Below are 13343 nucleotides of genomic sequence, written 5' to 3' on the forward strand. Positions count from 1 at the left end.
ATTCGCCGCCTCCCGGCCTTACCGTGGCGACGTGGGCACCCGCGGACGACCGAGACATCCCGACGTACTGACGCCTGCCGAGTGGCGGGTGGTGCACATGGTGCGCCACGGCATGTCGAACCGCGAGATCGCGCAGCGTCGCGGGGTCAGCGTCGATGCGGTCAAGTTCCATGTCGCGAACGCCTTGCTGAAGCTCGGCCTGCACCGCCGGGCCGAGCTTCGCAGCTGGCGCGGTGTGCCCGCCGACAGTGCCCTACAAGGACAAGGAGGAGGCGTCGAGATGATGCAACTGGGCGCAATTGGACAGATCTCCCGCTCGGTCACCGATATCGAGAAAGCGGTGGCGTTCTACGGCGACGTACTAGGGCTCCCTCACCTCTACACCTTCGGAGACCTGGCCTTCTTCGACTGCGGCGGCACCCGCCTGTTCCTCAGCACCACCGAAACCGCCGGCGAACCGTCGATCATCTACTTCCGCGTCGACAACATCCAGACGGCGTACGACGAACTCTCCGCGCGCGGCGTCGACTTCGAGCAGGCGCCGCACCTGATCCACAAGCACGACAACGGCATCGAAGAATGGATGGCCTTCTTCCCCGACCCCGACGGCCACCTACTCGCGATCATGGCCCAGGTCGGGCCCTAGTCCGCCGGGGGTTGCCAGATGTCGGTGCGGGTGAGGCCGGCGGCGCGGCCCTTGGCGGAGATGACCAGGGCCATCTTGCGGGAGGCCTCGTCGATCATTTCGTCGCCGAGCATCACTGCGCCGCGGGCGCCGCCTGCGGCCGACGTGTAGTGGTCGTACGCGTCGAGGATGTTCTCGGCGTGGTCGTAGTCCTCCTGGCGGGGCGAGTAGACCTCATTCGCCGCGGCGATCTGGTCTGGGTGGAGGACCCACTTGCCGTCGAAGCCAAGGGCGGCCGAGCGGCCCGCTACGCGGCGGAAGCCGTCGACGTCCTTGATCTGCAGGTACGGGCCGTCGATCGCCTGCTTGCCGTGCGCCCGCGCGGCCATCAGGATCTGCATCAGGATGTAGTGGTAGGCGTCGCCGACGTCGTACCCGGGCGGCTGCTCGCCGACTACCAGCGACTTCATGTTGATCGACGCCATGAAGTCGGCCGGGCCGAAGATGATCGTCTCGACCCGCGGCGAGGCCTGCGCGATCGCGTTCACGTTGGTCAGGCCGAGCGCGTTCTCGATCTGCGCCTCGATGCCGATCCGGCCCGGCTCGTACCCGTGCACCTTCTCCAACTGGGTGAGCAGCAGGTCGAGCGCGACCACCTGCTCGGCGGTCTGCACCTTCGGCAGCATGATGCAGTCGAGGTTCGCGCCGGCGCCGGCGACGACCTCGATCACATCGGCGTAGGTCCACTCGGTGGTCCAGTCGTTCACCCGGACCACGCGGAGCTTCGTACCCCAGCCGCCCTCGTTCAGGGCGGCGACGATGTTCTTCCGGGCGTCCGCCTTCGCGATCGGCGCGACCGAGTCCTCGAGGTCCAGGAACACCTGGTCCGCATCCAGCCCCTTCGCCTTGGCCAGGAACCGCGGGTTGGACCCGGGCGTGGCCAGACATGACCGCCGACTGCGTAGAACCTGCTCGGACATCGGACCTCCACTCGGTTACCCACCGGTCACCGGCAGCGTACGGCGAAACGCACGCGACCTGCCCGGTGACATCGCTCACTGTGACACTCTTGGCCCGTGGAGAACGCGGACGCTGTGACGGAGATCGCCGGAGTGATGAAGAAGGCCGGTCTCGTCTGGCTGTCCTGGAACGGCGGACGCCCCGCCCCGGCGTGGTTCGCGACCGTCGACGGACAGTACGTCGTACTCGCGGATGCAGCCGAGAGCGCAGAGCAGCCACTGCCCGGACTCGCCACGGCCGGGACGGCGGAGGTCGTCGTACCTGCCAAACCGGCAACCAACCGCCTGGCGGCCTGGAACGCGACCGTACGGCGGCTGGAGCCCGGGACCGACGAGTGGACGGCGGCAGCCCAGGTACTGCGGACCGAGCGCCTCAACGCGGCCGGACTGGACACGCAGCTCGAGCGCTGGCAGACCGAGGCCGACATCCTCGTCCTGGAGCCGACCGGCGAGATCACCGAGGCACCGGGACGCTACGACGCCACTCCTCGCGCCGAGGCCCCGATCCGGACCAGTGCGACCACCCGCGGCAAGCCACCCAGGACTCTGCACCGCCCGATCCGCCGCCGCCCCAAGCTGAGTTAGCGGAGCCCGAAGGCCCGTTGGACGGTCTGGCTCACGCTGTTGCCGGCGTCGTCGCGCGCGGTCACCCGAAGGCTCACGTACGTGGCTGACGGCGGCGCGCCCACTTTGCCTCGCCAACCGGCACCGGACCGCTGCAGCCGAACAGGCCGCCAGCTCGCTCCGTCGTCGTACGACAGCTCCAGCGTCGCCGCGCTGACCTTGCCCGTGTCCATCGCTCCCGGCAGGTGCGAAGCCGTTACACCGAGCTCGGCGTCGCGCTTCGCTCGACCCGACAGGTCCGTCGCGATCGAGTAGTCGAGCTGGAGCAGCGGCAGCGTCTCCAGGTTCGCGAAGTCGGCCTGCCCGGACGTGAATCCCCACTCGGTGTGGGTGCTCGGCGAGTACGGACGGTTCGGCAGGTCCCGCTTGGTGTCCGCGACGAGCCGGTAGGGCAGCGGCTCCGGAGCGACCTCGACCGAGAGCATGTCGGCGCCTTCACCGATCAGCGTGTCGCCCTGGTAGAAGGCCGTCGTGACCGGAGCCCCGACGTCGTACACGATGCCCTGGTGCGGGCCCGAGTCGGCGAAGCCAGGCAGGCTGAAGACGCTCATGATGTCCCCGGTGCGTGAAGGCGGCGTCGACAGCGCGCTGTCACTGAGTAGCCGCGGACGCTGGATGCCACCGAACCAGGTCTCCTGCGTGGTGCTGCGTGCGCGGTACGACAACGACGAGCCTTGCTGGGTCAGGTCCGGTACCGCGGCCTGACTGACCCACTTCACCTTCGGGGCGGCCGTGACCCAGACCGTGTGGTCACCCTGTGCCGGAACAGTCGTAGCTGCGGCACCCACGGCCCACGTCAGGTCGGCCGACAGGTCGAAGCGGATGTCGAGCGCGTCCCCGGGCTTCGTGTCGCGGAAGGTCTCGTCGATACGCGCGAGGTCCCGGGCGGTCGGCCGGTACCCCGGGTCCTTCGGAACCGCCCCGTCGTGGTGCTGGACCAGGTCGTACAGGTACTCCGGGTACGGGTGCGAGACGAGCGGGAGCACCTTGGGCCTGTGCGACAGCAACTGCTGACCCTCGTCGGTGTTCAGCGACGCCACCGGCAGTGCAGGCGCCTCCTCCTGCGGCAGATCGGCCCACGCGTCCAGCGGCCCGTAGCCGTCGTTCAGGATCAGCAGCAGTTTCGCACCGCCCTCGGCCGCGGCCGTGGCCTGCGCCGTCGGAGATACGGAGTCGTTGCGCTGGGCAACCACGATCTTGCCGCGGACGTTGTACTTCGCGACGTCCGAGCCGACGTACACCACCGGGTAGGCACCGGCGCCGGCCGGCAGCTTCGGCGACCAGCTCTGTACGACGCTGTCGAACGAGCCCACCGTGAGCGCGGGCTGCACCTGGCGCCAGCGGGTGCCGAACGTATAGGAGCCCTGTGTCACCTTGCGGGTCGGCGTCGCCCACAGGGAGTCGTAGATCCACCACTCGAGCTGATACGTATCGACAAAGCGATGCAGATCGCCGTAACTGCGGTACTGGTCGACACGGACGTACGTGTTGTCGGTGGGCCGTGGTGTAACTGCGGCGACCTTACGAAGTCCGGCCGCGTCGAACGTCAGCGTCTGGTCCTGGGCGACGTCGACCTCCGGCTGGCTGATGACTGCGCGTCCCAGCGAGTGCGGCCCGTCCAGACCGGGTACGTCGGCGTACATCCACCCGGCGTACGTGCTCGGGCGAACGTCGACGTCGAGACTGCCGTTCACCTCGTACACCTTCGGCACAACGTCCCGCTTGATGTCCTTGAGCACGACGACACCGGAGAGCGGGGTGCCGTGCCGGTCCTTCGCCCGGAGCGACAGCTTGACGTGCTGACTCTGCTTGCTGACGCCGACCGAGGTGTGAGCTAGCACTGCCCCGTTCGCATCGGTTGCCGTCAGCATCGAGCTGTAGCCCGCGTCCTCGGCGGCGACGTCGAGGTGACTCACCACCCCCGCAGTCGCGGTGCTATGAGCCGGCACCGTCAACTGCGGAGTCGTCAGCGTGAAGAGGCCGGCGGGAATGCCCTGGTTCGTGAGCGACAGGTTCAGCGTTACCGGCTCGGCACCGTTGTTGGTGTAGGTGACATCCTTCTGCACCAGTCCACTCGCCGGGTACGGCCACTTCACTGCGGCAAAGGCAGAGCCTGACGAGTACAGCGTGCTGCGCACCGCGGCAGCCACGTCCAGCCGACCGGTGCCGGCAGAGAACGGGCTGTACTGCACGGTCGTCTTGGTCGTGCTGACCAGCGCGTCCTTCAGTTGCTGCCCGGTCCAGTCAGGGTGTGCCTCGGCCAGCAGGGCCGCCGCACCGGCGACGTGCGGCGTAGCCATCGACGTGCCGCTCATCGCGACGTACGGCCCCTCTCCTTCCGGCGAGTACTGCGACCGTGCGGCGAGCACATCGACACCAGGCGCGGTCAGGTCGGGCTTGAGTGCGCTGTCGCCGAGCCGGGGACCGCGACTGGAGAACGAGGCGAGCCGGTCGGCCCCGTCCACCGCACCGACGGTCAGGGCCGCGTCCGCGGCACCCGGCGCCGAGACGCTGTACGGGCCTGGGCCGGAGTTGCCCGCGGCAATCACGAACAACGCACCGGTCTCCGCGCTCAGCGAGTTCACCGCCTGGCTCATCGGGTCCGTGCCGTCGGTCGGACCGGAGCCGAGGCTCATGCTGACCACCTTGGCGTGCTGGTCACGCACCGCCCATTCCATCCCGGCGAGGATCCAGGAGTCCTGGCCGCTGCCGTCGTCGTCCAGCACCTTGCCGATATGCAGGCCGGCCCCGGGAGCGACGCCCCGCTCCTTGCCGCCGGAGGCCGCACCGGTGCCCGCGATGGTCGAGGCGACATGTGTTCCGTGACCGTTGCGGTCGGTGACGTCCTTGCCCGGCACGAAGCTGTGCGACGCGACGATCCGCCCACCGAAATCCGGATGTGCGGCGTCGATCCCGGTGTCGAGTACGGCGACGTCGACGCCCTGGCCGGTGTTACCGCCCTGCCACACCTGCGGTGCGCCGATCTGTGCGGTGGTGTCCGACAGCGCCGCCTTGGACTTGCCGTCCAGCCAGATCTTCGCGACCCCGGTGCGGGCCGCCGAGCCGCCACCGGTGAACGACGTCCAGAAGGACGCGGCCTGGTCGTGGTCCGCGGTCAATGCCACGCCCTTGATGCTGGTCAGCGCGAGGGTCTGGCGAGCGCCTGCCAGTGCGGCCTGCTTCCGCCCCGGGGCGTACGAGACGATGAGGGGCGTGCCGTCGCTGTGCGCGTCGTCGTAGCCGTCGGCGAGGAGTTCGGTGACGTTGAAGAGGCGCTCGTCGAGAACACCGGACGCCAGGTACGGCAGAGCGGCGTCCGGGTAGACGAACAGGTCGTTGCCGACAGTCATGATGTGCGCACCGGCAGGTGTGCCGTTCGGCTTGCTGGCTGTCGCGGCCGGACGGCCGTCGACAGTCGTCACGGTGACCTTGTCGCCGGTGATCAGCGTGACCGTGCGCGGCGTCGTACCGGCGACGTCCGGCTGGGCCGCACCGGCCTGCGGCATCGTGACGGCGGTCAGCGCCAGCACGGCCGCGCCGAGGGCGGTCAGCCCACGCCGGCAGGATGAGGGGAAGGGCACGGAAGCTCCAAGCTCGGGGGGAGGTCCAACGATCTCCGCATTACATGTGGCTCCCCGGCCCTGCTGCTACGGATCCGGCTGGCGCAAAGTGGTCACGACCAATCCGGCCAGCGCTCGATCACAGCCAGCCACGGTCGCGTGCGTGCCACCCCAGTTGTAGCCGGGAGCGTGAGTGGGTCTGTTCCATCAGCTGCTGGACCCGTCGGGCGACAGTGCGGCGGCTGATGCCGAGGCGGGCGCCGGCTGCGTCGTCGGTCAGACCTGCGACCAGTAGGGACAGCAGGTGCCGGTCGTCGGCCGACATCGCCTCCTCGGCCTCCAGACCGTTCGTGTCTGTCACCGAGAGCGGGCTGGCGCGGTTCCACACGGTCTCGAACAGCGCGACGAGCGCATCGAGCAGACTGCACGGATGCACCAGCAGAGCGGCGTCTTGCGCAGGTGTAGCCCAGTCCAGTGGGAGCAACGCGAGCTCCCGGTCTGCTACGGCGAGCTTGGTCGGCAACATGTCCGCAATACGTGCCTGCTCCCCCGCCCGCACGTGACTGACCGCGCTGGCCGCCAGTACGGCGTCACCAAGCGCCGAGCTGTCATAGACCACCCGATACGTCACGCCAGCGCCCTGCCTCGCCAACTGGGTGCTGTTGACCTCAGCGGACGCGACGTACGGCGGTGCGACCAGCTCACGCATCTCGACCCGAGCCGTCCGCTGCACCCGATCGAACGCCAGCCCCACGGCGGGCTCACCAGTCACGATCTCGATGAGCTCCTCGGTCCGCCGCGCGCCTCCCTGCCTGGTCGCTTCGGCAGCCAGCCGGTACGCCGCCTTGCGGATCCGCTCGAACTCCTCCTCCTGCCGCTGCACCAACTGCTCCACGGCAAGCTCCGGCGGCACCGGAACGATCAGCTCGCCGGGAGCCGGCGTACGGTGCACGAACCCTTCGGCCTGCAGTACTTCGACCGCTCGCTGAACCTCCTCCACCGGCCACCCGAGCCGCGCGGCCAGCTCCACCGGTGAAGCAGCGCCCCACCGGATCAGATCCAGGTACGCCGCCTCGCTCTCGGTGCCGAGCCCGGTCGATCCTTGCATGTCAGTCCCCACTTCGCCGTCGCCCGAGGTAAGAAGTCTACGAAGCGTCCTCAGCTGAGACGTCCGCTCCGCGGGTTAGCCTTCGGACATGACCGGATCACCGTCACGTGTGTACGTCGCCCGGTTGGCGGGGTTGCCGGTCTACGACCCGAACGGGGACCAGGTCGGCAAGGTCCGCGACGTGGTGGCAATGATGCGCCAGGGCGACCAACCGCCCCGCGTCCTCGGCCTGGTCGTCGAGGTGTTCACCCGGCGCCGCATCTTCCTCCCGATGACCCGTGTCACCTCTGTGGACGTCGGCCACGTCATCACGACCGGCCTGCTCAACGTACGGCGCTTCGAGCAGCGCGCGACCGAAGTACTCGTGTTGGGAGAGCTGCTCGACCGGACTGTCACCATCGCGGACACGGGTGCGACCGCGGTGGTGTTCGACATGGCGATGGAGCAGTGGCGGACCCGCGACTGGCTGCTGACCAAGGTGGCGGTGCGGGAGGGTTCCAAGCGGTTCCGGCGGCGCGGACAGACCTACGTGCTCGACTGGAGAGACGTCTCGGGCTTCACCCAGGACGAGGAGGGCCAGGGCGCCACGCACATCCTGGCCGCGTTCGACTCGATGCGAGCCGCGGACCTGGCCGGCGTATTGCACGATCTGTCCGCCAAGCGGCGCAAGGAGATCGCAGCCGCGCTGAACGACGAGCGACTGGCCGATGTGCTCGAGGAGCTGCCTGAGGACATCCAGGTCGAGATCCTCGACGGTCTGGACACCGAGCGGGCCGCCGACGTACTGGAGGAGATGTCTCCGGACGACGCGGCCGACCTGATCGCGGAGCTGCCGACCGAGACCGCCGAGCGCCTGCTGACGCTGATGGAACCGGACGAAGCAGAGGACGTACGACGGCTGCTGACCTACGAGGAGCACACCGCCGGTGGCCTGATGACGTCCGAGCCGGTCATCCTGCCGGTGGACGCCACGGTGGCCGATGCGCTCGCACATGTGCGCAACGCGGATCTCAGTCCGGCACTGGCCGCGATGATCTACGTCTGCCGTCCACCGCTGGAGACGCCGACCGGACGGTTCATCGGGATCGGCCACATCCAACGCCTGCTGCGTGAGCCGCCGTCCGAGCTGGTGTCCGCAGTACTGGACACGGACCTCGACGGGCTGCGTCCGGACGACAGCCTGCAGACAGTCAGCAAGTACCTGGCGACCTACAACCTGGTCGCGGCGCCGGTGCTGGACGACGACGGTCGCCTGCTCGGTGCGGTGACCGTCGACGACGTACTGGATCACCTGCTCCCGGACGACTGGCGGGAAAACGACCACACAGATCAGACCGACCATCCGGAGCACGGCGAGCAGCAGGAGGAGGACCACGATGCCTCGTGACGACCGCCGGTCCTCGGACGAGCGCCGGCTGTTCCGCGGTACGACGACGCGGCTCGACATACCGCGGGACTGGCGGCGGACGTTCGTACCGCGGCCGACGTACGACGCGGACGCGTTCGGGCGGCTGTCCGAGCGGATCGCCCGCTTCCTCGGCACCGGGCAGTTCCTGGTCTACATGACCGCGACGATCCTGTTCTGGGTCGGCTGGAACATCTTCGCCCCGGTGAGCGTGCGGTTCGACCAGTACCCGTTCATCTTCCTCACGCTGGCGCTCAGCCTGCAGGCGTCGTACGCCGCTCCGCTGATCCTGCTCGCCCAGAACCGGCAAGAGGCCCGCGACCGGGTGCAGTACGAGCGCGACCGCGACGTCGACGCCCGGACCCGTGCGGACATGGAGTTCCTGGCCCGTGAGATGGCGTCGCTGCGGATGGCCGTCGGCGAGGTCGCCACCCGTGACTTCCTCCGCTCCGAGCTCCGATCGCTGCTCGCCGACCTGGACCTCAAGAGCCGCGAGGACGACCGGGTTTGACCCCGAGCTACCCTCACTATCAGGTGAGGAAGGACGTGGGATGAAGACTCGATTCGCGCCTGACCGCGGGCTGTCCAGCCGGATGCTGATCACCAGCTTCCTGCTCGGTCTGCTGTATGTCGGTTTCGTCGCTTTGCTGATCGCGCTGACGAAGAGCGCCGTGCTGGCGGTCGTCATCGCGGGCGGTGCGCTGTTCGTGCAGTACTGGTTCTCCGACCGGATCGCGTTGTACGCGATGCACGGCCGGATCGTCACGCCGGAGGAGGCTCCGGAGCTGCACGGCACGATCGACCGGCTCTGCGCGCTGGCCGACATGCCGAAGCCGCGCGTCGCGATCGCCGACGTCGACCTGCCCAACGCCTTCGCGACCGGCCGCAACCCCAAGAACGCGGTGGTCTGCGTGACCACCGGCATCATGCGCCGGCTCGACCAGGACGAGCTCGAAGGCGTGCTGTCGCACGAGCTTTCCCACGTCGCACACCGCGATGTCGCCGTGATGACGATCGCGTCGTTCCTCGGCGTACTGGCCGGCCTCATCACGCGCTTCGGCCTGTACGGCGGCCTGGGCCGCAACCGCGACCAGAACACGGCAGTCATCGTGCTCACGGTCATCGCGGTGTCGATCGCCGTCTACGCGATCTCGTTCCTGCTGACCCGCGCACTGTCGCGGTACCGCGAACTGGCAGCTGACCGCGCCGGCGCGATGCTGACCGGACGACCGTCCGCTTTGGCATCGGCGTTGACGAAGATCAGCGGGGACATCGCGCGGATACCGTCACGCGACCTGCGCCAGGCGGAGCCGTTCAACGCGTTCTTCTTCGCCCCGGCGATCTCCGGCAAGGCCGGCGCCAGCCTGTCGTCGCTGTTCTCGACTCACCCGTCGCTCGAGAAGCGCCTCGACCGCCTCGGTGTCCTGTCCCGCCAGCTGGGCGAGCAAGCTTAGCCACATGGGTCTTCTCGACATCCTGCTCGGCCGGAGTAAAGCCGTCCCGCCGAACCTCGACCAGTTGTTCTCCGTTCCGTCGGCCGCGATCACCTTGGAGACCGCGGCCGGCTACCGTCCGACCGGCAGCGGCTCGGTCTGCTTCAAGGCAGCCGAAGGTGGCGGCTTCTCGGCCCTGCGGGACGAGGTCGACAAGCTGCTCGCGCTCGACAACGGCAAGCTCACCAGTACGACGGACTCGTACGGCTTCACGTGGCTGGTCCGGCAGACGGCGCCCGACGACCTGGAGACCCTGGTCACCGACCTGCACGCGGTCAACACGTCGCTCGTCGACGCGGGCTTCGGCTCCGCGCTGCTGTGCACGTTGGTCGCCTTCAGCAACGGCACCCAGTCGGTGGGCCTTGTCTATCTCTACAAGCGCGGCACCTGGTACCCGTTCGTCCCGGCCGGCACCGACCGCCGCGACAACGCCACCGAACTCCAGATCAAGTCCGTCATCGGCGCCGACCTCAACTTCGAACAGGACCTCTCCCGCTGGTTCCCGATCTACGGCGCCCCCGGCCTGTGAAGTAAGGATTGCCTTGCCGGGCCTACGTCACATGGACTGGGGTCGGGTGACCTGGGGTGAGCACGTAGCCTTGGGGCATGGCTCCCACTGCTGATCAGGTCACCACGGCGCTCGGTGGCGTGCTGGATCCGGAGATCAAGAAGCCGATCACGGATTTGGGCATGGTCGAGTCCGTCGTCGTCCGTGACGACGGCGTGGTCGCCGTGCGTGTTCTGCTGACCGTCGCGGGCTGTCCGATGAAGGACACGCTCCGCCGCGACGTCACCGCCGCGGTGAGCAAACTCGACGGCGTCACCGGGGTCGAGATCGACCTCGGTGTGATGTCGGCCGAGCAGCGGGCGGCCCTGCAGACGCAGTTGCGCGGTGGTGTGGCCGAGAAGGAGATCCCGTTCGCGCGGCCGGATTCGCTGACCAAGGTGTTCGCGATCGCGTCCGGCAAGGGCGGGGTCGGCAAGTCCTCGGTCACGGTCAACCTGGCGGTCGCGATGGCGCGGCAGGGCCTGTCGGTCGGCGTACTGGACGCGGACATCTACGGGCACTCGGTGCCGGCGATGTTCGGCGTCGCCGACGAGCGGCCGACCGCGGTGGACGACATGATCATGCCGGTGCCCGCGCACGGCGTGAAGGTGATCTCGATCGGCATGCTGAAGCCGAAGCGCGACCAGGTCGTCGCGTGGCGCGGGCCGATCCTGGACCGGGCGCTCGTGCAGATGCTGGCCGATGTGTACTGGGGCGACCTCGACGTACTGCTCCTCGACCTGCCGCCAGGCACCGGTGACATCGCGATCTCGGTCGGCCAGCGGCTGACCAGCGCCGAGGTGATCGTGGTGACGACGCCGCAGGAAGCCGCCGCGGAGGTCGCCGAGCGCGCCGGGACGATGGCGCAGATGGTCCACCAGCGAGTGGCCGGCGTGATCGAGAACATGTCGTACCTGCCCTGCCCGCACTGCGGTCCTGAGCACCGCATCGAGATCTTCGGCTCCGGCGGCGGCACTCGCGTCGCGGAGACGCTCTCCGCCCGCCTCGGGTACAAGATCCCGCTCCTCGGCGAGATCCCGCTGGACGAGCGGCTCCGCTCCGGCGGCGACCTCGGCCAGCCGCTGACGGCGGCGGACCCCGACACCGCCGCAGCGCAGGTCCTCGACCAGATCGCCGCGACGCTCGGCGGTCGCCCGCGCGGCCTGCTCGGTCGCCAGCTCGGCCTCTCCCCCGCCGGACGATAATCCGGCGGAAGGTGGCCGTCGGGTGGTGTTGACTTGGCCGGGTGCCGATTCCTGCTGAGCATCCGGTTCTGACCGACGGGGTGGTGACGCTTCGCGCGCCCCGACTCGACGACATCGAAGGCCAGACCGAGCGCAACCTCGAGGGCGGCCAGTACCGCACCGCCGAGGATGCCCGGCGCTGGATCAGCTTCGGCATCACCGAGGCCTGGAAGCGGCACGAGCGGCTGATGTTCGTGATCGAGTACCAGGGCCGGTACGCCGGAACCGTCGCCCTCGAGCCCGATGTGGACGAGAACGCTCGCGTGCACTACGGCCTTTCAGCGTGGGCCAGAGGTGCCGGCGTGATGAGCCGGGCGGTGCGACTGATCCTGGAGTTCGGCTTCTCCACCTGCGGATTCCACGTCATTCACTGGTGGGCGCGGGTCGGGAACTGGCCGTCGCGCCGGGTCGCCTGGGCGACCGGTTTCCGGCTGGGTGAGACGATCCCGGACATGGCGGAGGAAGGCGGCGAGCGGGTCGACGCGTGGACCGGATGGATCGGGCCGGACGACGAGCGAAAGCCACGCCACCCGTGGTTCGAGCATCCGATCCTGGAGACGCCGCGGTTGCGACTGCGGACCTGGCGCGAGGACGAGATCCCGCGCATCACGACAGCACGGACGAATCAGGCGACCGCGCACTTCCTGCCGTTCATCCCGCAGCCGTTCACCGCGGAGGACGCACGCTTCTGGCTGAAGGACATGGCCGAGCAGGCCGCCGCGGGGCGCCGGTTCAACTGGTGCGTGGCGGACGCCGAGACCGACCAGGGGCTGGGGAATCTCACCATGTTCGGCATCCACCGCGGCGAGGTCCGCGACGCCGAGCTCGGGTACTGGATGCACCCCGATGCCCAGGGCCGTGGCGTGATGACCGAAGCGATCCAGCGAGTGGCGCAGTGGTACTTCGACGCGGAGGGTTTCGGCGGACGCCGGCTCTTCATCCGGACGGCAGGCACGAACGCGTCGGCCCGCCGTACCGCAGAGAAGGCCGGCTTCCGCCACGTCGGCACCGAACGCGCCGCCTTCCACATCTCCAGCCACGTCGACGACAAGGTCACCTACGACCTACTCGCCACCGACTGACCAGATCGGGCGGAGCGGTTCGAGGCCTTCTTCGACGTACTGCGCGACGGGCCGGACTCCGCCGTCGACGTACCACTGCTCCAACGCCGCGAAGTAGCCGAAGACCAAGGCATTCGCGGCGACACGGGACTGGGTCTCGGTGAGCTGTCCGCCGGCCATCATCGGCGCGATGCGCTGGCTGGCGCGGTCGAGTGAGGCGCAGAACGCTGTGCGGACCGAGGGCTCCTTGAAGAAGTACCTGATCCGGCGCCACGGGATCGGCTCCGAGCCCTCGGGCGCCGCCTCGTAGTTGCGGACGATCTGGATCATGCTGCCGACCGGGTCGTCGACGTCGAGGAGCTCCTCGAGCGCCTCCTGGCTCATCGTGTCGAACTCGTCGGCAACGATCAGCCCCTCCTTGGTGCCGAAGTACCGGTAGACCGACGACGGCGACACCTCGGCCGCGGCGGCGATCTCCTCGATCGTCACCGCGTCGAACCCGCGCTCGTCGAACAGGTCGAGCGCGCGCTCCTGGATCGTCCGCCGAGCCTTGACACGCCATCGTTCCCGCAGACCGGTAGCCATACCGCCACCGTACGAGAGAGTCACACGCTTCAGCAAGTCACTGTCTAAACCTGTTGACGACCGTCGTCCGAC

Annotated in this window: 12 protein-coding genes; 8 read left to right on the forward strand and 4 right to left on the reverse strand. The window is 68.7% G+C overall.

Annotated features, from left to right (window positions below):
* Positions 1-31 precede the first annotated feature (31 nt).
* Complete coding sequence (locus AB0J62_RS01765) at positions 32-646, forward strand: VOC family protein (RefSeq protein ID WP_363863051.1); 615 nt, start codon at positions 32-34, stop codon at positions 644-646.
* Here AB0J62_RS01765 and AB0J62_RS01770 read toward each other — a convergent pair.
* Positions 643-1605: a CoA ester lyase gene (locus AB0J62_RS01770; RefSeq protein WP_363863054.1), complete on the reverse strand. Its 963-nt coding sequence runs from the start codon at positions 1603-1605 to the stop codon at positions 643-645. The genes AB0J62_RS01765 and AB0J62_RS01770 overlap by 4 nt on opposite strands.
* A gap of 96 nt (positions 1606-1701) precedes the next feature.
* Between AB0J62_RS01770 and AB0J62_RS01775 the strand changes: the two genes are divergently transcribed.
* Positions 1702-2229 carry a hypothetical protein gene (locus tag AB0J62_RS01775; RefSeq protein ID WP_363863057.1) on the forward strand — a complete coding sequence of 176 codons (528 nt, stop codon included), beginning with the start codon at positions 1702-1704 and terminating at the stop codon, positions 2227-2229.
* On the opposite strand, the gene AB0J62_RS01780 is transcribed toward AB0J62_RS01775, so the two are convergent.
* A complete protein-coding gene (locus tag AB0J62_RS01780; protein WP_363863060.1) occupies positions 2226-5849 on the reverse strand; it encodes a S8 family serine peptidase in 3624 nt (1207 codons plus the stop codon). The two genes, AB0J62_RS01775 and AB0J62_RS01780, sit on opposite strands and share 4 nt — an antisense overlap.
* 118 nt (positions 5850-5967) lie before the next feature.
* Positions 5968-6936 carry a transcriptional regulator TrmB gene (locus AB0J62_RS01785; RefSeq protein ID WP_363863063.1) on the reverse strand — a complete coding sequence of 323 codons (969 nt, stop codon included), beginning with the start codon at positions 6934-6936 and terminating at the stop codon, positions 5968-5970.
* Positions 6937-7024: 88 nt separating this feature from the next.
* Between AB0J62_RS01785 and AB0J62_RS01790 the strand changes: the two genes are divergently transcribed.
* The 6 genes from AB0J62_RS01790 (at position 7025) to AB0J62_RS01815 (ending at position 12707) form a co-directional block, all read left to right on the forward strand.
* Entirely contained in the window at positions 7025-8323 is a 1299-nt protein-coding gene (locus tag AB0J62_RS01790; protein WP_363863066.1) for a CBS domain-containing protein, read from the forward strand.
* Positions 8313-8852, forward strand: a complete 540-nt coding sequence (locus tag AB0J62_RS01795) for a DUF1003 domain-containing protein (RefSeq protein ID WP_363863069.1) — start codon at positions 8313-8315, stop codon at positions 8850-8852. The genes AB0J62_RS01790 and AB0J62_RS01795 overlap by 11 nt, the downstream gene beginning before the upstream one ends.
* 40 nt (positions 8853-8892) lie before the next feature.
* Entirely contained in the window at positions 8893-9795 is a 903-nt protein-coding gene (htpX, locus tag AB0J62_RS01800) for a zinc metalloprotease HtpX (protein WP_363863072.1), read from the forward strand.
* Positions 9796-9799: 4 nt separating this feature from the next.
* Positions 9800-10363 (forward strand): hypothetical protein, encoded by a 564-nt coding sequence (locus AB0J62_RS01805; protein WP_134108568.1) that lies wholly within the window; start codon positions 9800-9802, stop codon positions 10361-10363.
* Between the two features lie 77 nt (positions 10364-10440).
* Complete coding sequence (locus AB0J62_RS01810) at positions 10441-11586, forward strand: P-loop NTPase (protein ID WP_363863076.1); 1146 nt, start codon at positions 10441-10443, stop codon at positions 11584-11586.
* Positions 11587-11627: 41 nt separating this feature from the next.
* Positions 11628-12707 (forward strand): GNAT family N-acetyltransferase, encoded by a 1080-nt coding sequence (locus AB0J62_RS01815; RefSeq protein WP_363863079.1) that lies wholly within the window; start codon positions 11628-11630, stop codon positions 12705-12707.
* Here the strand turns inward: AB0J62_RS01815 and AB0J62_RS01820 are convergent.
* Positions 12690-13271, reverse strand: a complete 582-nt coding sequence (locus AB0J62_RS01820) for a TetR family transcriptional regulator (protein WP_363863082.1) — start codon at positions 13269-13271, stop codon at positions 12690-12692. The two genes, AB0J62_RS01815 and AB0J62_RS01820, sit on opposite strands and share 18 nt — an antisense overlap.
* Positions 13272-13343 lie beyond the last annotated feature (72 nt).

It is taken from the genome of Kribbella sp. NPDC049584 (assembly GCF_040675555.1).
Classification (GTDB): domain Bacteria; phylum Actinomycetota; class Actinomycetes; order Propionibacteriales; family Kribbellaceae; genus Kribbella.